A 20,409-nucleotide genomic window follows, 5' to 3' on the forward strand; every position below is an offset into this window, starting at 1 on the left:
AATAAAATCCTGACATTCTGAACGTGAAGCTCAAAATGTCAGTTTTAAATATATTTTATATTGTCTAACATGAACTGTGCTCGATAGCACTCGTGGGGCAGGCATCCACACACGCGCAACATTCAATGCACTCATCGATATTGGGTACTGTGGCTTTCCCATCCACGACCACGAAACAATCTACCGGACATGATGCCACGCATTCAGCAGCCCCAACACATTTATCATTATCGACTTTAATAGTAATACCAAGTTCTTCTGATTTGAATTCTTTTACAACCATTGCATTAACCTCAAAAAGGTTATTTGATTAAAAGATATTAAAAGTATTGAGATTCTATTAACAATGTTCATCCCATCGATAGATTTTTTAAGCTGTACATTCAACAATGTTTGGGGAAATAATCATGGTTAGATTCAATGGAATTAATCACCTGGCAATGGCAACTGGTGATATGGACAGTACCATCAGGTTCTGGCGGGACATGTTGGGAATGAGGCTGGTTGCCGGACTGGGACAACCGGGGTACAGGCATTATTTTTTTGAGATCTCTGAGAATGACCTGATAGCATTTTTTGAATGGCCGGGTGTGGAACCTGTGCAAGAAAAGGATCATGGTCATCCGGTGTCAGGTCCCTTTATCTTTGATCATGTCTCGTTCGGTGTTGAGACTGAATCAAACCTCTGGGAGTTGAAAGATTCTCTGGATGCAGGAGGTTTCTGGGTCTCAGATGTAATTGATCATGGTTTCATTCATTCAATTTATGCCTATGATCCAAATGGCATACCTATCGAGTTCAGTCACAATAAGGAGGGCGTAGATATTCGGAAAAACCCGCAGATGAAAGATGTGACCCCTTCTGATGCGACAAAGGAAGGACCTGAGCAGAAAAAAGGGATTTGGCCGGCTGTTAAAAGGCACACACAGGAAAGTGAATGGGTGGTATATCCCGGAGCAGGAAGTGAACTGTTCCACGGGAAAAAATAATATAATATTGACCGCAAAAGTAATAATATAATTTAGCATAAGACACATAAAAGGATACCTGGTGGGATATAAACAAAAATGGAAGGAATAGATGTCCTTGCCGAAGAAGGTGAGGAATCGTCATGGTTGCTGAATACACCTATTGCTCATAGGGGTTTTCATTCTGGAGATGCCGGATGCCCTGAGAATTCAATGAAAGCCTTTGAAAGAGCCATCCAAAAAGGATTTGCAATTGAATTGGATGTCTGTCTTCTGGCTGATAATAACCTGGCTGTGTTTCATGATAACAACCTGAAAAGAATGACAGGTATTGAAAGAGACATCCGTTCATGTGATTCTTATACAGTTAAAAAATTGCGTCTTTTCAATTCTGATGAATATATTCCATTATTTGAAGAGGTACTGGACATTGTAAAGGGAAAAGTTCCCCTTTTGATCGAACTCAAGAATGGGGGCAGGATCGGAAAACCTGAGAAAGCCTTGTTCGAAACCATGAAAGATTATGACGGCAAATATGCTGTCCAATCGTTTAATCCATATTCACTCCACTGGTTCAGGAACAATGCTCCTGACGTTGTAAGGGGTCAGGTCTTTGGCTATAACAGGGGAGAAAATCTAATATATAATGCACGGTTCATTTTAAAAAATTTCTTATTCAATAGAGCGAGCCAGTTCAATTTTATCAATTACGATATTCGATGGCTTCCCATCTGGGCTATCAATACAATAAGAGAGAAAGGGATTCCCATTATAGGATGGACGGCCAGGTCCATACCGGAATATCAATGGGCAGAAAAATGGTGTGACAACGTGGTATTTGAAGGATTTGATCCATCGTGGCCAGTTGATAAAGAATGTATTATCTTTCAGGAAAAACCCGTTGATATCAATTCAACGTTTATGATGAATGAGGTTCCTTATGCTGCCCCGCTGGAATGATGTCTGGTTACTATGCTCACACCACCTTCATCATCGCAAAATCATGATACCCACTCTGGACCTTTATGTGTCCTCGCAACTTGTTATCAAGTTCCAGGTCCCCAGTATCAATATGAAGGGTGGGGGTTGACTCAAGTTTGTCGGGTGAAGCGATCACTTTTATCTCATCTGCCTGCTTGATGACCTCAGGACTTATCTGCTGGTTGCCCCTGCCGAATATGAATCCCTGACTTCCTATGGGACTTACAAAGATCACAACCTTGCCATGGCAATTTTTTATTGCCTTTAAGAGATGTCTCTCACAAGCGTCCTTCTGGACCATCTTCCCGTTCACAACGGCATCCACTCCCAGTAACGTACCGTCAATACCGAAACGGTTCTTCACTTCCATGGTGGTGGTCCCAGGCCCTATAATGTACAACACGTCTTTCCCTTCTACCCTGAAGTCGTCGAATATCCGTTCAGCAATATCTCGTTTGGCATCCACTGCACTGGAAACCTCTTTCCCGCCCTGAACAGCAGAACTGACCGGTACTAAGGCTTCACCTTTTATCCGTACGCTCAATTCATTATTGCGGTAAGCCTCTTCGTCTATATCAAGGACATCCTTGACAGCGGTCTCAAGAAAGGACGATACGATCCGTCCGCATTCCCGGGGGGTGATGCAGAATACAGGGGAGAATATTTTCACACCCGCCGGGATCCCCAGGATGGGCACCTGTTTTCCAATAGCAGAAACAATATCACAGGCAGTCCCGTCTCCCCCGGAAAATAGGATAAGGTCACAGTCAAGCATTTTCCTGGCCGCTTTTTTAGTATCCTCGGCTGTTGTCATCTCTGGGGTCTGATAGATGACCTGATACCTGAATGGTGTGTTTCGCAATACCTTCTCCCCCATTTTTCCTGAACATGTCAGGAATACGATCTCGTTCTCCATATCTTTGATATTTAAAAGAGCCTCTTCCGCCCGTTTGAGACTTACCGGCTTTCCACCCAGTTGTGCGGCAAGATCAGCCAGGCCGTCCGTACCTTTGAGTCCTACCCTGCCTCCCATTCCGGCAACTGGATTGATAATGAACCCGATCTTCATTCAGCAGGGCTCCAGCGTAATATCAGGTTTCGTGCCGCAAACACTTCATCGAGACGACCCACAACAGCGTTATGGGGTGCAGTTCGAACCACTTCAGCGTCCTGTCCGATCTCTTTATAAATATTGATCAGGATGTCACAATATCTGTCAATGGATTCTTTCGATTCGGTTTCTGTCGGTTCGATCATCAAAGCCTCTTTCACGATCAGGGGAAAATAAATGGTAGGCGGGTGGACACCGTAATCGATGAGCCGTTTTGCAATATCAAGTGCACTCACATCGAATTTTTTCTGACGCAATGCACTGAACACAGCCTCGTGTTTTCTGGGAATGTGGACATTCTTGATATCATATGTATTGGAAAGTCTGGATACCATGTAATTGGAATTCAATACAGCAAATTCAGCGATGCGGCGCAGCCCCCCGGAACCCAGTCTCATGATATATCCAAGGGATTTAACCATGACCGGATAGTTCCCATAAAAATGGTTCATTTTACCCACACTCAGGGGCCGGTCGTACTCCAGATAGTATTTCTCTCCGTCATATTCCACAGTGGGTGACGGTAAAAATTGAGCTAGATGTTTTTTGACCCCCACAGGACCGCTTCCCGGGCCTCCGCCGCCGTGGGGTGCTGCGAATGTCTTGTGAAGGTTGAGGTTCATGCAGTCGAATCCCATATCACCCGGCCGCGTCTTGCCGATAATCCCGTTCAGGTTGGCACCGTCATAGAACAGTAATCCCCCTGCACCATGAACGATATCCGCTATTTTCAAAATATTTTTATCAAAAAGACCCAGGGTGTTGGGATTGGTTAGCATCAATGCAGCAGTTTTCTCTGATACTGCCGATGTGAGCATTTCAAGATCAATATACCCCTGTTCATCAGAGGGGATCTCCACCACATCGAAGCCTGCCATAGCAGCACTCTTGGGATTGGTGCCGTGGGCCGAATCAGGTACAATTACCTCGTTGCGGGTATCCTCTTTGCTGTTGAAATATGCTTTTATGATGGTCATTGCCGTGAACTCACCCTGGGCTCCTGCTGTCGGTTGAAGGGTAAAATCATCCATGCCGCAGATAGTTTTCAGATAGTGTTTCAGCAGGTACATGATGTGCAGGGAACCCTGGATGGTTGAAACATCCTGCAGGGGGTGCACCATATTTGTCTCCAGCGCCGCAAGGTGTTCGGTGAATCTGGGGTTATATTTCATGGTGCATGAACCAAGCGGATACATTCCGGTATCAACACCGAAATTGGCTGTTGAAAGTTCAGTATAATGCCGTATAACTTCAGGTTCTGATAATTCAGGTATGTCCAGATTATGTCTGATGAGATGTTCTGGTATACCTCTGCATGGCTGGAATGTGTTCTTGTCTGATTTCTCAAAGATCAAATGAAACTCATGAATATCATGGCCGGATGTAATAATACCACCTCATGTACATACCCTGCACTGTCGAATAGCTTGTTTTTTTATGAAATAGATAAGAACTGATGTGAAAAATAGTTTTCCTTACAATGAAATTTTTGGTGATCAGATAAAGAAAAAAGAATTTTAACAATAAGAACATAATTACAGGATATGGGAAAAGAAATCAGGACCCCCCTCTTCTCAATCCATAAAGGACTTGATGCAAAAATAATAGCATTTCACGGGTGGGAAATGCCTGTGGAGTATTCAGGGATCATTGATGAGCACAAAGCGGTACGAATGTCTGCAGGGCTTTTTGATGTGTCCCATATGAACACGCTGAAGATCTCGGGGGATGGGGCCCTGATGTTCCTTCAATCCATTTCCACCAATGATATAGCCACATGTGACGTCAATGGCATGAAATATTCCGTGGTAGGACGGGAGGACGGCACCTTTGTAGATGATATTGTCATAATCAGGAAAAGCAATGGTTTCCTGCTGGTCACCAATACTGCCAGAAAAGAAGTGCTTATGAACTGGCTGAATATGCATAATATGCATAAGGAGAACTTCACCATAGAAGACGTCACTGACAATACGGCAATCCTTGCCCTCCAGGGTCCGGACTCTACCGCGATCTTATCCAGTATCGCAGACAGACCGGGTGATATCAGATTCTGGCATGGGGCGGAAATACTGATCGCAGGTATTGAAACCTATACCACACGGTCCGGATATACCGGGGAAGACGGCTTTGAGATATACTGCCGTTCAGAAGATGCTGAAGGATTGTGGCAGTCCATTATGGATGCAGGGGACGTGAAACCCGTGGGACTGGGCGCCCGCGATTCACTTCGGCTTGAGATGGGCTATATCCTGTCAGGCATGGATATTACAGATGAAAATAATCCCCTGGAAGCAGGACTTGAATGGGCTATCAAGTGGAGAAAGGACTTTATCGGCAGGGAAGCTCTCTTAAAGATAAAGGAGACGGGTGTGACCCGGAACCTTGTAGGACTGAAACTGGATCGCGGCATCCCGCGACACGGCTATGATATACTGGATGATAAAAATAATAAGATCGGGATCGTGACCAGCGGTACCATCTCACCCGTGCTCGGTGTCGGCATCGGGCTGGGATATGTGGAACCCGGATATTCACATCCTGATACGAAAATAGGAATCATGATAAGAAACAAGGTCTATAACGGAATGGTTGTAAGAACCCCTTTTATTGGAGGCAGGACATGAACCAGACAGAGGTCAGGGGTGGACTGTGGTACACCGAGGAACATGAATGGGTGCGGATCGAAGACGATACTGCGGTCATCGGTATCACAGACTATGCCCAAAAGGAAATGAAGGAGATTGTGTTTGTTGAACTACCCAAGGTTGGAGATAAGCTGGCTTCGGGTGAGGATTTTGGCTATGCCGAATCGGCAAAGGCTGTGAACGGACTGTTCGCACCGTTGAGTGGCGAGGTCATTGAGGTAAATACCGAACTGGAAGACAGTCCAGAACTGGTCAACACTGACCCGTACAGTGAGGGATGGATGATCAAGGTCAGGATGAGTTCGCAAGACGAACTCTCAAAATTGCTGGATGCTGACAGCTATTCAGGACTCCTGGAAACGCTGGAAGAATAGAAAATGGGAAGGTGATGGATTGCCTTATATCCCGCATACCAAAGCAGAGATACAAGAGATGCTGGACCTGATAGGAGTGGCATCTATAGAGGATCTTTTTGCCGATATCCCGAAAGAGGTACTATTCGATGAGGAACATCCCTTTGATGGGAAATCAGAAATGGAAGTTATGCGGGAGATGGGGGCCATGCTGGGGGAGAACAGGACCGGTCCGCTGTTTATGGGAGCAGGGTGCTATAACCATTATGTTCCGGCCGCAGTAGCGTCGATCCTGTCACGGAGCGAATTCTTTACCTCATATACCCAGTACCAGCCTGAATTAAGCCAGGGATTTTTACGCGCATTGTTCGAGTATCAGACATTCATATGCCAGCTTACCGGTATGGAAGTGTCCAATATTTCCATGTATGACTGGGCCAGTGCTCTTGGTGAGGCTGCACTGATGTCTGCCCGCATAACAAAGAAGCGGTGCAATATCTTAGTCCCGAAGACCACGCATCCGGTACGGGTGCAGGTATTGAAAACATACATGAAAGGTGCAGGGCTGAACCTTATCGAGACAGGATTTGATGCCGGGACCGGTCAGCTTGATATTGAGGACCTGAAAAGGGCAGTGAATGATACCACGGCCATGGTCTATATGGAAAGCCCCAACGTCTTCGGTGTGATAGACGAAACGGCACAGACCGTCTCAGAGATCGCTAATGAGGCCGGGAGTATGTTCGTGTTCGGTACCGATATGCTTTCATTGAGCATATTGACCCCACCTGCTGAATATAATGCAGATATAGTGATCGGAGATGCCCAGTCCATGGGGAATCCTGTGAATTTCGGAGGATCCCAGCTGGGTGTTATGGCCTGCAAAAAGCAGTATGTCCGGGATATACCAGGGCGGCTGGTGGGTAAGACCCATGATGGTGAGGGCAGGGAGGGGTTCGTCCTGACGCTTCAGACCAGGGAGCAGCACATACGGAGGCAGAAGGCCACCTCCAATATCTGCACCAACCACGCATTGAATGCTCTGGCAGCTACGGTCTATATTGCATTGATGGGTGCAGGAGGCCTTTCAGAACTGGGGTCTTTGCTGATCAAAAGACCGCAAGAGGTAGCAGAGAAGATCAATGACCTCAGCGGATGGAGGGCCCCGTTGTTCAGTTCGCACCATTTCAGGGAGTTTGTTGCAGTGTCAGATACCGATCCTGAACTGATAAACCATAAACTGCTTGAAGAGGGGATAACTGGCGGACTTGTGCTCAGGGATTGGTATCCGGAACTGGGGAATGCTGTGCTGTACTGTGTTACGGAATGCTGCAGTGATGAGGATATTGAGCGGCTGTTAGAGGTGCTTGAAGCGAATTGAAAGACAATCTCAGAAAAGATGCTCACCTGATATTCTTCCAATATCTCGCCAAGCAGTAAGGGGATTTAAACGAGCCTGCAGTTTTTTGTTGAGCAAAACCGCACCATCCAGGTTCTAAATACTTTACACACGATTATTATAATCGTGAGTTAAGAAAATATATTTGCAGTTTCTTTTTTGTCGTGCACATGTTGTTAAAACACTTCATTTAAAAAGTACCATTTTTAGTAAAATTTCAGTGAAAGTATATTATATTTAATGATAAAATGAGTGAAAAGCTTCAGAAACAAAAACCTATACCACATAAAGGGAGTTATCGCAGCAGCCCTCCCCGACGGTGGCATATTCTATAGGGCCAGAATTGGTCTGGATGAGCTTCCTCATGCATATCATGTTGATGGTGAGGTCACGCCAAGAACATCACGGTTGTGACAAACTGGAATTTTATGTTTTACTCAGGCGCAGGAATCCAATTTAAATGAAAAGAAGCTTATTACAGAATGATAAAATATATATTAATATGCAACTAACATGATATTAAGGCAATGTATATGGTTCAAGCTGTAATAAATATTGAAGAACATACTAACAGGATCTTAAATATTATCAAAGTCAAATATGGCTTGAAAGATAAAAGTTCTGCTATTGACCTCATGGCAACACAATATGAAGAAGAAATACTCGAGCCAGAACTTAAACCAGAATATGTTGAAAAAGCCAAGAAAATAATTCAGCAAAAGCCGGTCGATGTTGGTAGTGTTGATGATTTAAGGGATCGATTAGGCCTTTGATCTTTATGTATAACTTAAAGATAAAGCCTGATCTTGAAAAAACGCTTAAGAAACAGGGGAAAAAGAATAGGAAACAAGTTGAGATAATTCTTAAAAAAATTGATGAAATATTGGAAAATCCTCACATATATAATTTCTTTTTCCTTCGTATTCAAGATTTGAAAAAAAGGTTCTTCTGGATTCTTTTCCCTTACACGAGCATGAATATTCCATTTCCGAAAGTCACTATACCCCGTACTTGAAGGATACCGGGCTTGTTAACGTTTTTTTGCATATAAACTTTTTTATCTATTCTTAGTTGTACAGTCTTGAGTTGAAACATATTTCTCAACTACCTTTCATCCCTGTCCAACTGACCCGTGTTAGCAGCCAGGTGCCCACAGATAATCCTTGCACCATTCTTTGAGATGTGGAAAGTCCTGTCTCAATATTCTAATAAATCGTCCTTAGATTTTCTTTGCAATAAAACTTACGGAATATTTTGGCGGGTATTGAATAAAAATGATCGCTGCAAACTGATATATCGATGATCTTAATATCCAACTCCACAAAGGTCTTTTTTAGGAGTGCCTAGGCCACCATCGCTACATCACCCCCCAGTTCCTTACCCATATTCTTTGGACTGGATGCCATGTGGCTTTAAAGCAAAGATATGTCTATCATGCCTCACCTTCGTTTCATGAATTGTAAATATTGAAACCACTTAAAACACATAATATAAATATAATCGTCAAAGAAGAACAAGAGAATTCATATGGCTAAAGTAACAGTAAAACTATTTGCAAACCTTAGAGAACAGGCAGGAAAAACTAACATTGAAATCGATGGCAATGACCTGCGTGAAGTCTTAAATTCTTTAATAGAAAAATATAACGGACTTGGAGAATTGATTTTTAATAATGAGGAGTTCCATCCTTTCATTCATGTGCTGGTGAACGGCATCAGTGTAAGGGATAAGGACGGGCTGGACACTATGCTTTCCACAGGCGATGAGATCGCATTATTCCCCCCCGTCTCAGGCGGTTAGATATGGATAAATTATTCAAATCTCGTGTGGATGTAAATACTGCAAGACAGGTCTTTCTGGATATCGTTCATCCTTTGAAAGGGATCGAGAGTGTACCAGTAGAAGTAGCAGATAACAGAATTCTTGCCTCTGAAGTGTGCTCTGAGCAAGATGTGCCCCATTACAGACGATCTGCTATGGATGGTTTTGCAGTCCGGGCCGAGGAAACCCTGAGTGCATCTCCTGCATCCCCGATAATTTTGAAGCTAACTGAAGAAGAAGTGGTTCAGAATACATGCCAGCGAGTGCATACTGGTTCGGCCATGCCCGCAGGGGCAGATGCGGTAGTAATGCTTGAAGACTCCAGGCTAATAAACGGTGCTGTGGAAATAACAGCACAGGTCCATCCCAATAAGCATGTGGGGGAGATTGGTGAAGATGTGGAGGCAGGGGATATGCTCTTTGAACCCGGGCATCAACTGCGTCCCGGCGATCTGGCTGTACTGGGATCAATAGGTATCCAGGATATAGAGGTATATCACAGGCCAATGATTGCCATCATACCCACAGGCGAAGAAGTGATGCCCAGGGGGACAGTGTTAAACCCGGGAGAGATCTGGGAAACAAACAGTCTCATGACAGCTTCCTATGTTAAAAAATTCGGTGCAGTCCCAAGGATATCCGATATTGTCACCGACAATTATGAGCTGTTACGACAGGCCATTCTGGCAGAATCAGATGCTGATATGCTGATCATTAGCGGGGGCACATCAGTGGGTGAAAGGGACCTGGTCCCTTCGGTAATAGGAGAGATCGGTGAATTACTGGCACACGGTGTTGCTATCAGTCCCGGCAAACCTACCGCACTGGGTATTGTGAACCAAAAACCTGTTCTGTGCATGCCTGGCTATCCGGTAGCCGGTCTGGTGGCACTGCTGGTATTCGGGAAAGATGCAATACAAAAACTAGGTAACATCCCAAAAATACCAGAAATAATAATCAGGCTGCCCCTTAAAGATAAAATCACATCACGCCAGGGCTATCAGACCTATGTCAGGGTACGCATAGTAGACAATATTGTAGAACCATTGATGACGTCCGGGGCCGGAATACTAAGCTCTGTGGCCAAAGCTGATGGATATGTAGTGGTGCCGCCCAATATCGAAGGATATGGGGCGGGAACCGAAGTAGATGTTATTTTATTCTGATTATCTATCACCCAAAAGGTTGCCTACTGAAAGTCCTCCTGAACCGCTGGTAGAGCTGCCAGTTGAGAAGAAAGGTCGGAGTGCGCCAGCCAGTCCTGCAATACTCAATGATTGGATAATGATCTTGCCTGGCCCTGTGAGCTTGGTCAGGAATATTCCTTCCCCGCCAAACAAAGAGGTCTTGATCCCACCTGCCCTGGTTATATCATAGCTAACAGTTGAATCAAATCCCACTACTGAGCCGGTATCTACTTTGATAGTCTCACCCGGCTGGAGGTCTTTTACCACAAAGTCGCCGCAGGCATGAATAAATACCATGCCCTGTCCGCTGTATTTCTGTAAGATAAAGCCTTCGCCACCAAAGAGTCCGGCACCAAGCTTCTTGGTAAAAGCAACATCCATATCAACACCCGATTCGGCGCATAAAAAAGCATCCCTCTGGGCCATAAATTCTTTGCCGGGAGCTATCTGTATCGCTTCTATCTTGCCTGGAACATTGCCTCCGAAAGCTACAAACCCGTCACCTTGTGGTGTGAACTCTGTTATGAAAAACGATTCACCACTGACCATGCGTTTCAGACCTTTCAGTACACCGCCTTTGGCTTTTGCCTCCATGTCAATGTTATTGGTCATATGGTTCATTGTTCCGGCTTCAGCATACACGGTCTCGCCTCCATTCAGGTGAAGTGTCACCAGCTGGAGATTATCTCCTGTTATTTCATGTTTCATTATATTACCTCACTAATTAAGTGGAATAGATACTATTTATATTTTAATCAATCTCTTATAAAAAAATATTACCGTTAATTTTTTGCTAAATAGAGGTATCTAACATCACACACTACAGGGAATTTAATTCAATTTCATCCGGAAGGTCAACAAAGATGCCATTTAAAATACTAGAAAAAAGCCAGATCGTCCCTACTATACACCAGATAATTATAGAAGCTCCCAAAATTGCCAGAAAAGCCAGAGCAGGTCAGTTCGTTATTCTCAGGATCGATGAATCCGGTGAGAGGATCCCACTGACCATTGCCGATTTTGATGGTGAAAATGGAACTATTACCATCATCTTCCAGGAAATGGGCAAGACAACAAAACAATTATCCAAATTACAGGCAGGTGATAGTCTGCTTGATTTTGTTGGACCACTGGGAAATCCATCTGAAATTGAGCAGGTGGGTACAGTGGTATGTGTGGGTGGCGGTGTAGGTGTGGCCCCCATTTTTCCTATTGCCAGAGCTCATAAAGAAGCTGGTAACAGGGTATTAACCATTATTGGTTCCCGCAACACTGATCTATTATTATGGGAAGATAAGGTGCGGGATGTGAGTGATGAATTATATATCACGACCGATGACGGTTCAAAAGGTCATCACGGTTTTGTGACAGATATTTTAAAGCAATTACTGGAAGGCGATGAACAAATATCCCTGGTTATCGCCATCGGACCGCCTATTATGATGAGAACTGTTGCAGGTGTGACCCATCCTTTCGGCGTCAAAACCATGGTGAGTCTGAACAGTATTATGGTAGACGGCACCGGAATGTGCGGTTCCTGCAGGGTGCTGGTAGGGGGCGAGACAAAATTCGCATGCGTGGATGGTCCGGAATTCAATGCCCATGAGGTTGATTTTACACTGCTTATGAACAGGCTTATGATGTACCGGACTGAGGAACAACTGGCAGAAGAGAAATATGAATGCGATCGGGAGGGATGCCAGTGTTAGACAGGCAGCACATGCCCAGACAGGACCCTGAAAAAAGGAGAAAGAATTTCGAAGAAGTGGCACTCGGGTATTCCGGCGAACAGGCGAAAAAGGAGGCAAGCCGCTGCATACAGTGCAAGAAACCTGCCTGCATAGCAGGTTGTCCGGTTGAGATCAATATTCCCGCATTCATTAAATGTATAGATGAAGATGATATGGAAGGCGCTGTTAAAGAGCTTAAATCCATGAACGCCCTGCCTGCCATCTGCGGACGTGTATGTCCCCAGGAGAGTCAGTGTGAAGCGGTCTGCGTACTTGGAAAGAAAGGTGAACCAGTGGCTATCGGCCGTTTGGAAAGATATACAGCAGACTGGGAACTGGGCACTAAACCTATTCCTGAAGAAAAACCTGAACCCACAGGTAAAAGGGTTGCAGTAGTGGGTTCTGGCCCGGCAAGTCTTACGACAGCTGCAGAACTGGCAAAGCTGGGGCACAGCGTGACCATATTCGAGGCCCTGCACAAAGCTGGAGGAGTGCTGGTATACGGCATTCCGGAATTCAGGCTGCCCAAATCCATAGTCCTTAATGAAGTGAAATATGTTGAAAGACTTGGAGTTTCCATTCAATATAATAGTGTTGTTGGTAAACTGGATACGCTTGATGAATTGCTGGAGGAGTTTAATGCTGTTTTCCTGGGTACAGGTGCGGGTCTGCCCAGGTTCATGGATATTGATGGTGAGAACCTGAGCGGAGTGTATTCTGCCAATGAGTTTTTGACAAGGGTGAATTTGATGAAGGCTTATCAGTTCCCTGATTATGATACCCCAATAAAACGTGGACAGAGGGTTGTAGTAGTTGGAGGAGGCAATGTGGCTATGGACAGTGCAAGGTGTGCCGTTCGCCTTGGTGCAGAAGAGGTCACTATCATATACCGGCGCGGTGAAGAAGAGATGCCGGCCAGGAATGAGGAGATCGAGAATGCAAAGGAGGAGGGTATAAAGTTCAAGATATTATCAAACCCTACGAGGATTTTAGGAGATGAGAGTAACTGGGTCAAACATATAGAGTGTTTAAATATGGAACTATGCGAGCCAGATGAATCAGGCAGGTGCAGGCCAGAACCGAAATTGGGTACTGAACATCTAATTGATGTGGATGTGGTAGTAATAGCAATTGGCACCTCGCCTAATCCATTGATCCCGATGACCTCAAAAGGTCTGAAGACGACAAAGTGGGGGACCATAGTGGCTGACGAGAATGGTATTACCTCTAAAAATGGCGTGTTTGCAGGAGGTGATGTCGTTACCGGTTCTGCAACTGTAATAAGCGCAATGGGTGCCGGTAAGATCGCTGCTAAAGCTATTAATAACTTTCTTAATAATTGAAATTTTATGCTAAATTCTGGTAAAAAAATAAGCACAAGACTTCATTATTAGATTGAAGAGCAGCAAGTCCATAAAGTATATATATAATAAAAAATATATAACCGAAAAGTGAGCGGGTAACAACGTTTTTTAACTAACCCCCACTCCCCTACCCGCTCACTCATAATCATATTTTTTTCATTAAAGGTAAACCTAATCTGCTATAAGCTAATAATCAACATATATGGCAAAGAATGTAGTCATCATAGGTGGGGGAGCTGTGGGGATGAGTGTTGCCACTCATCTAAAACGGCATTCCAACCACAATGTTGTGGTTTTTTCATCAGAATCTTACACAGCCTACAGCCAGTGCGGGATGCCTTTTGTATTGGAAGGCAAAATATCTGGTTTTAATGATCTGATAGTAAAGTCGCAGGATGCATTAATGGAAATGGGTATAGAACTTCACCTTGATACTTCGGTCAACATTATCGATAGCAACAACCGGAAAGTCATTTCTGGTATAGGGGTTTTTGATTATGATCATCTGGTAATCAGCACTGGAAGTATACCATTTATTCCGCATATTAAAGGCCGGGAACTAAAAGGTGTATTTACTCTTCATATAATGTCTGATGCCATTGGAATCGATAAATCCCTTAATAATACCAGCCGTGTGTTGATCATCGGTGCCGGAGGGATCGGGGTTGAAATGGCGGCAAGTCTTATGAAAAGAGGACTGGAAACCGTACTGGTTGAAGCTCTTCCCCAGGTACTACCTCTAATACTGGACAATGATATGGCTTCCCTTATCGAGAATTATCTTAATTCCCTGGGGGTCAGGGTAATTACAGGAACACAGGTTGAATCAATAAACGGCTCACAACATGTAGAATCTGTTACAGTTGGGGGAGAGATACTTCTTGCAGAAACAGTGATTGTAGCAACAGGACTTAGACCCAATGTGGATATTGCCGGGGAGGCAGGATTTGATATAGGTCCTACTGGTGGAATCGTGACAGATGGTAGGTTAAGGGTCAGCTACCAGGGTGAATTCCTGGACAATGTATATTCGGGAGGAGAATGCGCCCAGGTAACTGATCTTATTACGGGACAGCCCACAATAAGCAGGCTCGGGTCGGCTGCAAGGCGCATGGCCCGGGTGATCGGTGAGAATCTCAGTGGCAAGATTTCCGATTATCCGTATACATTAAGCCCAAATGTGGTTGCTGTGGGTGATCTGGTGGCCGGCCAGGTTGGAATCACCTCCCATATAGCAAAAGAAAATGATATCAGTGTGGTCAGTGGGAGTTCCAAAGGACTTACCAGGGCAGGTTATTATCCTGGTGCCAGGCCGCTGCATATTAAACTATTGTTCGCCAATGAAAAGCTGGTAGGTGCACAGGTGATCTCTCATGAGGGGGTAAAGGAGAGAATTGACGCATTCAGCCTTGCCATCCGAATGGGTGCTACAGTTGAAGACCTGCTCAGATGGGAGACCTCGTATGCTCCTCCGGTATCAGGTGTTATCGACCCTGTGACTTTTGCAGTGGATGATGCCAGAAAAAAGATGGAATCAACTGCATGATCGCAATTGATGGTTCATTTGGTGAAGGCGGGGGCCAGATCATACGTACGGCAGTAGCCCTGTCTGCAGTCACGGGAAATGATATTTCAATCAATAATATCCGTGAGAACAGACCACAACCAGGCTTAAAAGCCCAACACCTCACAGCTGTCAGGACTGCTGCGGCTTTAACCCATGCAGACGTAACAGGCATGGAATTAGGGTCCAAACAGGTGATTTTCAAGCCAAAAGGCATCTTTGGTGGTCATTATAATGTGGATATCGGGACTGCAGGCAGCATCACATTACTGCTCCAGTGCTTGATGCCTGCTGCTGCCATGTCACCTGAAACTGTCACTCTGGATATAATAGGGGGAACTGATGTAGCCTGGTCGCCGCCAATTGATTACCTGTCCAATGTGCTGCTGCCAGTTCTAACATCAATAGGTCTGGATTGTAGTATTCATCTCCAGAAGAGGGGATATTATCCCAGAGGCGGCGGCAGAGTAAGAGTAGTAATCAATCCATCTAAGTTAACGGGAATTGATATTAAAAAAAGACCATGTAATATTATGGGTACATCGCACAGTTCCAATCTACCAGAACATGTGGTGCAGCACCAGGCCGATTCTGCCGTAGAAGCGCTTGAGAGGGCAGGTTACATATTATCTATTGATCTGGAAACTGCCAATAATGTTTCAACCGGCAGTGGGATCACCCTCTGGTCTGGCAATATAGGTGGATCAGCACTGGGAAGGCGGGGACTCACTGCTGAAAAAGTAGGCCGTGTAGCTGCCAGGGAGATTATTGCAGAACTTGATTCTGGTGCGGCTGTAGATATATATCTGGCTGACCAGTTGATACCATATATGGGTCTGGCAGGTACAGGGAGTTTCACTTCTCGGGAAATCTCAAAGCATACCAGCACAAATATCTGGGTTGTAGAGCAATTTTTGAAGATAAAATTCAAAATAAAAACTGAAAATAATCTACATAAAGTATATTTATGATTCGACGATATGTAAAAATTCTGGCGGGACCTCTTCTGATAATACAATAAACTCATTGACTATCATCATATTCACACCATTATCCATAGCATCAAATGCATCTATTTTGAAGATAACAGGATTCTCTGAGTGAACACTGGCAGCTTCAACAGCCTTCTCATAAGAAGTACTCATGTGAACATATCTCTGACGTACTGGCCTGATCCCCATCTCCAGAATCATTTCAGCCTCTTCCTGACTGCTGCCATAATAAAGGTCCTCCATATCATTCTCAGGAAAATTAAGTTCAATATCTACTGAATGACCATAACGGGCTCTGATCTTATTGCCATTTATCTGGTATCGGCCTTTGACATCTGATTCCACCAGAGCGTTGAGTCTCTGGGCCGATGCCCACGGGTATCTTGTTAACATAACATCTAATAAAACACCCATATCTACCCAACCAAGCTGGTCCATTGCCAACCCCAGATCATCAGGGAAATGTCTCAATGCGCCAGATAGGAAACGTCCCATCCGTTCAGTTCGTTCATCATCCAGTACGAATTTGCCGGACTCGCCGCATTTACATTTTTCACCTCGGAAATTTCCGTGGTTTGGACACTTTCGAATCATGTTATCGTATTATAATAAACACATCTTATAAACCTTATTAATTCATTTAGAATTACCGGACATAATTTAATATCAAAGAGGTTGAAATATATTTATTATAGAGAAGGTGGTACGGAATGGATTCTGAAATAAACGAGCTGATGTTCCAATTCTTAGATGATTTGGGACCTGAATTGATAATCCACATATATGACGTTAAAAATGATCTCAAAGCCATTGTTGTAGTTGATAATACGTCTGCAGGTCCGACAATTGGCGGCACCAGGATGTCAACAGAGGTTACGACCAGGGAAGTTGTCAGGCTTGCCCGCGGAATGACCCTTAAGAATGCAATGGCATGGCTGCCTCATGGCGGAGGTAAATCCGGCATCATCGCTGACCCCGCAAAAGCAGATAAAGAAAATCTTATCCGCACATTTGCAAAAAAGATCAAGCATATTTCTGAATATATTCCTGGCCCGGATATGGGTACCAGTGAAACTGAAATGGCATATATCAAAGATGAGATCGAACGGGCTGTAGGTCTACCACGGGAACTGGGAGGAATTCCACTGGATCAGATAGGCAGCACAGGATACGGTGTATACATAAGCACCAAGATAGCAGCCCAATACATTGACCTTGACCTGAATGGTGCCAGGCTAAGTGTGGAAGGTTTCGGGTCAGTAGGAAAACATTCAGCTCGTTTCCTGGCTGAAAAGGGTGTTGTCTTAATAGCTGCAAGCGATTCCAAGGGAACGATATACAATCCTGAAGGGCTGGACATTGAAGAACTTATCATGTTAAAGGATACTACAGGTTCAGTAAGTAGTTATCCACATGGGGATAAATTAATGGTAACTGATCTGCTGGATATCAGCACAGATATTTTTATACCTGCTGCCCGCCCTGACGTGATAACCAAGAGTAATGCTGATGTTCTGGATGCCAGACTGATCGTGCAGGGTGCAAATATCCCTATTACGTTAGAAGCAGAAAGATTGCTCCATGAAAGAGGTGTACTGAGTATACCGGATTTTGTAGCAAACGCCGGCGGTGTGATCACGGCTTCTGTGGAATATCATGGAGGAGTTGAAAAAGATGCCTTTGAACGGATTGAAGAGACTATCAGTTCCAATACAAGATATGTCCTTGAATTTGCAAATAAGAAAAACCTGACTCCCAGGGACGCAGCATTATATATTGCCATGAAGAGGGTAAAAAAGGCAATGGAGTACAGAAAATAGGAGGAGGATTTCTTGACATTAAAGGCAATTTTCGAACCAGAATCAATAGCAGTTATAGGGGCTTCATCTTCCCCTGATAAATGGGGTCATGTGATATTGAAAAACCTTCTAAGCAGTGGGTATAAAGGAGAAGTTTTTCCAGTAAATCCAAAAGATCAGACAATTTTAGATAGGAAATGTTATAATTCAGTCCTTAACATACCTGTTCACGTAGATCTGGCAGTAATCGCAGTTCCCAGATCCTATGCGTTAAATGTTACCGAAGAATGTGGTAAAAAGGGAGTTAAAGGAATTATTATGGTTACTGCAGGATTCAGTGAATTGGGTGGTGAAGGACGAGAGATTGAAAAAGAACTGGTGGAGATCATCGAGCGTTACCACATGAGGCTTGTGGGCCCCAATACCCTGGGTGTTGTAAATGCCCATACTGGTATGAATGCCAGTATTATCTCAAGACTGCCAGAGGCTGGTGGAATATCTTTCATAACCCAGAGCGGTACATTGGGGTTGGCACTGGCTGACTGGACCATGGAGATGGGATTGGGCCTGCATCTGGTTATCAGTACAGGTAATAAGGCTAATATCGACGATGTGGATTTGCTGGAATATCTGGCCCAGGATCCAAATACTGATGTTATCGCCATGTATGTGGAAGGGATCAGTAGGGGAAGAGATTTCATAAAAGCAGCACAGCGAATTTCCAAACCAATACTGGCACTGAAAACAGGCAGGACACAAAGCGGAGCAAAAGCGGTATTCTCACATACGGGCAGCTTGGCTGGATCTGATGAGGTGTATTCAGCTGCCTTCAAACAGGCGGGTATTATCAGGGTTGATAATATCGAAGACCTGTTTGATTCTGCCCTGGCCCTTTCAGTACAGCCTGCTCCTAACGGAAACAGAGTGGGTATAATCTCAAATGGAGGAGGTGCCAGTATCATTGCTTCCGATGCTTGTGAGCGCCTGGGTCTTACCATTTCTGAATTACTGCCTGCGACCCAGCAAAAAATAAAAAAATTAATCCCGGAATTTGCTTCAGCCCATAATCCAATAGATACTGCCGGATTAGCTAAATTCGAGACCTATAACGGCATTGTAAGACATATGCTTCTGGACCCCAACATTGACGCTTTGGTAGTAATATATGTACATACGATTATGGGTGATCCTGCACAGCCAGCACAGGCTGTAGTAGATATCAGGCGTGGAGACTGCAGTAAACCGATAATTGCATGCTGGATGGGAGGTACCGGCACTGAACAAGGGGTTAAGATATTGAAAAATGGTGGGCTTCCTAATTATCCTGTTCCTGACAGGGCTGTTGAAGCTTTGGCTTCATTGGTTCAGCATCATGGATTCCTGGAGAAGGTGAAGATATGAACGGAAAACATGACGTATGGGAATTACTTAAGGAATATCAGATTCCTGTGTTGCCAATAGTAAAAGCATCCTCGCTTGAGGAAGTTATTGAAGTTTCAAACTCAATGGGTTATCCGGTTGTCATGAAAATTTCATCGCCTGATATTTCACATAAAAGCGATGTGGGCGGAATTATATTGGATATTAATTCTGAAGAAGAAGTTAAAAATGCTTACCATAATATGATGGATACTGTTAATCAGAAGGTTCCTGATGCCAGAATAGATGGAGTAATGCTGCAAAAAATGGCCGAACCTGGGATTGAAGTTATAATAGGAGTTAAACTTGACCCGCAATTCGGTCATGTTATAATGTTTGGTCTTGGTGGGATATTTGTTGAGATTTACAGGGATGTTTCATTCAGGGTAACGCCTATAAATAGTGAAATGGCTCGTGATATGATACTTGAAATAAAAAGCAGCCCAATTCTAATGGGTGCCCGGGGGCGTCCAGCTGCTGATATTAATGCTATCATTAATGTAATTATCAAATTATCAGAAATGCTAGAAAAAAATCCGGATATTGTTGAACTGGATATTAATCCGTTGATCGTATATGAGAAAAACGCAGTTGCAGTGGATGCCCGGATGCTGAAAAATGAAAAAAACTGATCTTAGTATTTGCGCATAATTAAATTGAACAAAATTAATTTTCTCGTGGACATATTTTGTAATTCCATTCAACATTTGGCTTGTTTTACTTTTTATTTAGCCATGGCGACACTCCACACACAACAACCGAATACAACTTCCCCAACCCACACCCGGCGCATATCCACCTCCACACAGCTACCCCTGCAGGAGGGGGCAGGAATCACATTCATAATCGGCACCCTGTTTCACATCCCTGACTCTCCGGATCCAGGCCACACGAATATGCAAGGTTGGCTGCTTCCTTGCTGCCCTATCGGGCTGGTGGCAGGGATAGCTATACATGGCCACACCCCAGACCGCCAGATCAATAGAAAAGCGCCAGCCTCCTCACCACAAGAGCGGGTGAAGCAGATCGGGACGGGCACACGGGCAGAGTGAAGGCGAGAAGGGGCGGCGGGA

General features: G+C 44.4%; 21 protein-coding genes. 16 read left to right on the plus strand and 5 right to left on the minus strand.

All coding sequences use genetic code 11. From position 1 onward, the window contains the following. Positions 1-64: 64 nt before the first annotated feature. Complete coding sequence (locus tag IBX40_03245) at positions 65-283, minus strand: 4Fe-4S binding protein (GenBank protein MBE0523338.1); 219 nt, start codon at positions 281-283, stop codon at positions 65-67. Between the two features lie 124 nt (positions 284-407). Here IBX40_03245 and IBX40_03250 point away from each other — a divergent pair, with 124 nt between their 5' ends. Beyond that, the gene (locus IBX40_03250; protein MBE0523339.1) at positions 408-989 is read left to right on the plus strand and encodes a VOC family protein; all 582 of its coding nucleotides are present in this window, start codon (positions 408-410) and stop codon (positions 987-989) included. 78 nt (positions 990-1,067) lie between these two features. Further along, entirely contained in the window at positions 1,068-1,928 is an 861-nt protein-coding gene (locus tag IBX40_03255) for a glycerophosphodiester phosphodiesterase (GenBank protein MBE0523340.1), read from the plus strand. Between the two features lie 16 nt (positions 1,929-1,944). Here the strand turns inward: IBX40_03255 and IBX40_03260 are convergent, their stop codons facing one another. Together IBX40_03260 and gcvPB are read right to left on the minus strand one after the other, a co-directional pair. Beyond that, on the minus strand, positions 1,945-3,018 hold the full coding sequence (locus tag IBX40_03260; GenBank protein MBE0523341.1) for an ATP-NAD kinase family protein: 1,074 nt from the start codon (positions 3,016-3,018) through the stop codon (positions 1,945-1,947). Beyond that, entirely contained in the window at positions 3,015-4,430 is a 1,416-nt protein-coding gene (gene gcvPB / locus IBX40_03265) for an aminomethyl-transferring glycine dehydrogenase subunit GcvPB (protein MBE0523342.1), read from the minus strand. The genes IBX40_03260 and gcvPB overlap by 4 nt, the downstream gene beginning before the upstream one ends. A gap of 174 nt (positions 4,431-4,604) precedes the next feature. Between gcvPB and gcvT the strand changes: the two genes are divergently transcribed. The 6 genes from gcvT (at position 4,605) to IBX40_03295 (ending at position 10,447) form a co-directional block, all read left to right on the plus strand. Then, the gene (gene gcvT / locus IBX40_03270) at positions 4,605-5,687 is read left to right on the plus strand and encodes a glycine cleavage system aminomethyltransferase GcvT (protein MBE0523343.1); all 1,083 of its coding nucleotides are present in this window, start codon (positions 4,605-4,607) and stop codon (positions 5,685-5,687) included. Continuing rightward, positions 5,684-6,082 (plus strand): glycine cleavage system protein GcvH, encoded by a 399-nt coding sequence (gene gcvH, locus IBX40_03275; protein ID MBE0523344.1) that lies wholly within the window; start codon positions 5,684-5,686, stop codon positions 6,080-6,082. The genes gcvT and gcvH overlap by 4 nt, the downstream gene beginning before the upstream one ends. Next, the gene (gcvPA, locus tag IBX40_03280; protein MBE0523345.1) at positions 6,039-7,442 is read left to right on the plus strand and encodes an aminomethyl-transferring glycine dehydrogenase subunit GcvPA; all 1,404 of its coding nucleotides are present in this window, start codon (positions 6,039-6,041) and stop codon (positions 7,440-7,442) included. Before gcvH ends, gcvPA begins: the two co-directional genes overlap by 44 nt. Before the next feature lie 551 nt (positions 7,443-7,993). Continuing rightward, positions 7,994-8,233, plus strand: coding sequence for a DUF2683 family protein (locus IBX40_03285; GenBank protein MBE0523346.1), 240 nt, complete (start codon positions 7,994-7,996; stop codon positions 8,231-8,233). A 754-nt stretch (positions 8,234-8,987) separates the two neighbouring features. After that, entirely contained in the window at positions 8,988-9,260 is a 273-nt protein-coding gene (locus tag IBX40_03290) for a MoaD family protein (protein MBE0523347.1), read from the plus strand. Positions 9,261-9,262: 2 nt separating this feature from the next. After that, positions 9,263-10,447: a molybdopterin molybdotransferase MoeA gene (locus IBX40_03295; protein ID MBE0523348.1), complete on the plus strand. Its 1,185-nt coding sequence runs from the start codon at positions 9,263-9,265 to the stop codon at positions 10,445-10,447. Here IBX40_03295 and IBX40_03300 read toward each other — a convergent pair whose 3' ends face one another. Next, positions 10,448-11,176: a TIGR00266 family protein gene (locus IBX40_03300; GenBank protein MBE0523349.1), complete on the minus strand. Its 729-nt coding sequence runs from the start codon at positions 11,174-11,176 to the stop codon at positions 10,448-10,450. A gap of 155 nt (positions 11,177-11,331) precedes the next feature. Between IBX40_03300 and IBX40_03305 the strand changes: the two genes are divergently transcribed. The 4 genes from IBX40_03305 to IBX40_03320 all read left to right on the plus strand — a co-directional run bounded on the left by IBX40_03305 (position 11,332) and on the right by IBX40_03320 (position 16,097). Next, the gene (locus tag IBX40_03305; protein MBE0523350.1) at positions 11,332-12,177 is read left to right on the plus strand and encodes a sulfide/dihydroorotate dehydrogenase-like FAD/NAD-binding protein; all 846 of its coding nucleotides are present in this window, start codon (positions 11,332-11,334) and stop codon (positions 12,175-12,177) included. After that, positions 12,165-13,541 (plus strand): NADPH-dependent glutamate synthase, encoded by a 1,377-nt coding sequence (gltA, locus tag IBX40_03310; GenBank protein ID MBE0523351.1) that lies wholly within the window; start codon positions 12,165-12,167, stop codon positions 13,539-13,541. Before IBX40_03305 ends, gltA begins: the two co-directional genes overlap by 13 nt. A 223-nt stretch (positions 13,542-13,764) precedes the next feature. Next, complete coding sequence (locus tag IBX40_03315) at positions 13,765-15,108, plus strand: FAD-dependent oxidoreductase (GenBank protein ID MBE0523352.1); 1,344 nt, start codon at positions 13,765-13,767, stop codon at positions 15,106-15,108. Then, positions 15,105-16,097 (plus strand): RNA 3'-terminal phosphate cyclase, encoded by a 993-nt coding sequence (locus tag IBX40_03320; protein ID MBE0523353.1) that lies wholly within the window; start codon positions 15,105-15,107, stop codon positions 16,095-16,097. Before IBX40_03315 ends, IBX40_03320 begins: the two co-directional genes overlap by 4 nt. On the opposite strand, the gene IBX40_03325 is transcribed toward IBX40_03320, so the two are convergent. Next, positions 16,092-16,712, minus strand: a complete 621-nt coding sequence (locus IBX40_03325) for an RNA 2'-phosphotransferase (protein ID MBE0523354.1) — start codon at positions 16,710-16,712, stop codon at positions 16,092-16,094. The genes IBX40_03320 and IBX40_03325 overlap by 6 nt on opposite strands. A 140-nt stretch (positions 16,713-16,852) precedes the next feature. Between IBX40_03325 and IBX40_03330 the strand changes: the two genes are divergently transcribed. The 4 genes from IBX40_03330 to IBX40_03345 all read left to right on the plus strand — a co-directional run bounded on the left by IBX40_03330 (position 16,853) and on the right by IBX40_03345 (position 20,388). Then, positions 16,853-17,938 carry a Glu/Leu/Phe/Val dehydrogenase gene (locus IBX40_03330; GenBank protein MBE0523355.1) on the plus strand — a complete coding sequence of 362 codons (1,086 nt, stop codon included), beginning with the start codon at positions 16,853-16,855 and terminating at the stop codon, positions 17,936-17,938. Positions 17,939-17,950: 12 nt separating this feature from the next. Continuing rightward, entirely contained in the window at positions 17,951-19,318 is a 1,368-nt protein-coding gene (locus IBX40_03335) for a CoA-binding protein (GenBank protein MBE0523356.1), read from the plus strand. After that, entirely contained in the window at positions 19,315-19,968 is a 654-nt protein-coding gene (locus tag IBX40_03340) for an acetate--CoA ligase family protein (GenBank protein MBE0523357.1), read from the plus strand. The genes IBX40_03335 and IBX40_03340 overlap by 4 nt, the downstream gene beginning before the upstream one ends. Before the next feature lie 102 nt (positions 19,969-20,070). Continuing rightward, positions 20,071-20,388 (plus strand): hypothetical protein, encoded by a 318-nt coding sequence (locus tag IBX40_03345; GenBank protein MBE0523358.1) that lies wholly within the window; start codon positions 20,071-20,073, stop codon positions 20,386-20,388. Positions 20,389-20,409 lie beyond the last annotated feature (21 nt).

The sequence above is a fragment of the Methanosarcinales archaeon genome (assembly GCA_014859725.1).
In the GTDB taxonomy this organism is placed as follows: Archaea; Halobacteriota; Methanosarcinia; order Methanosarcinales; family Methanocomedenaceae; genus Kmv04.

What these genes read in the sequence shown, in the direction of transcription:
- IBX40_03245 (MBE0523338.1), bottom strand. Translation starts at nt 283, where the DNA reads ATGGTTGTAAAAGAATTCAAATCAGAAGAACTTGGTATTACTATTAAA.
- IBX40_03250 (MBE0523339.1), top strand. Translation starts at nt 408, where the DNA reads ATGGTTAGATTCAATGGAATTAATCACCTGGCAATGGCAACTGGTGAT.
- IBX40_03255 (MBE0523340.1), top strand. Translation starts at nt 1,068, where the DNA reads ATGGAAGGAATAGATGTCCTTGCCGAAGAAGGTGAGGAATCGTCATGG.
- IBX40_03260 (MBE0523341.1), bottom strand. Translation starts at nt 3,018, where the DNA reads ATGAAGATCGGGTTCATTATCAATCCAGTTGCCGGAATGGGAGGCAGG.
- gcvT (MBE0523343.1), top strand. Translation starts at nt 4,605, where the DNA reads ATGGGAAAAGAAATCAGGACCCCCCTCTTCTCAATCCATAAAGGACTT.
- gcvH (MBE0523344.1), top strand. Translation starts at nt 5,684, where the DNA reads ATGAACCAGACAGAGGTCAGGGGTGGACTGTGGTACACCGAGGAACAT.
- gcvPA (MBE0523345.1), top strand. Translation starts at nt 6,039, where the DNA reads ATGCTGACAGCTATTCAGGACTCCTGGAAACGCTGGAAGAATAGAAAA.
- IBX40_03285 (MBE0523346.1), top strand. Translation starts at nt 7,994, where the DNA reads ATGGTTCAAGCTGTAATAAATATTGAAGAACATACTAACAGGATCTTA.
- IBX40_03290 (MBE0523347.1), top strand. Translation starts at nt 8,988, where the DNA reads ATGGCTAAAGTAACAGTAAAACTATTTGCAAACCTTAGAGAACAGGCA.
- IBX40_03295 (MBE0523348.1), top strand. Translation starts at nt 9,263, where the DNA reads ATGGATAAATTATTCAAATCTCGTGTGGATGTAAATACTGCAAGACAG.
- IBX40_03300 (MBE0523349.1), bottom strand. Translation starts at nt 11,176, where the DNA reads ATGAAACATGAAATAACAGGAGATAATCTCCAGCTGGTGACACTTCAC.
- IBX40_03305 (MBE0523350.1), top strand. Translation starts at nt 11,332, where the DNA reads ATGCCATTTAAAATACTAGAAAAAAGCCAGATCGTCCCTACTATACAC.
- gltA (MBE0523351.1), top strand. Translation starts at nt 12,165, where the DNA reads ATGCCAGTGTTAGACAGGCAGCACATGCCCAGACAGGACCCTGAAAAA.
- IBX40_03315 (MBE0523352.1), top strand. Translation starts at nt 13,765, where the DNA reads ATGGCAAAGAATGTAGTCATCATAGGTGGGGGAGCTGTGGGGATGAGT.
- IBX40_03320 (MBE0523353.1), top strand. Translation starts at nt 15,105, where the DNA reads ATGATCGCAATTGATGGTTCATTTGGTGAAGGCGGGGGCCAGATCATA.
- IBX40_03325 (MBE0523354.1), bottom strand. Translation starts at nt 16,712, where the DNA reads ATGATTCGAAAGTGTCCAAACCACGGAAATTTCCGAGGTGAAAAATGT.
- IBX40_03330 (MBE0523355.1), top strand. Translation starts at nt 16,853, where the DNA reads ATGTTCCAATTCTTAGATGATTTGGGACCTGAATTGATAATCCACATA.
- IBX40_03340 (MBE0523357.1), top strand. Translation starts at nt 19,315, where the DNA reads ATGAACGGAAAACATGACGTATGGGAATTACTTAAGGAATATCAGATT.
- IBX40_03345 (MBE0523358.1), top strand. Translation starts at nt 20,071, where the DNA reads ATGGCGACACTCCACACACAACAACCGAATACAACTTCCCCAACCCAC.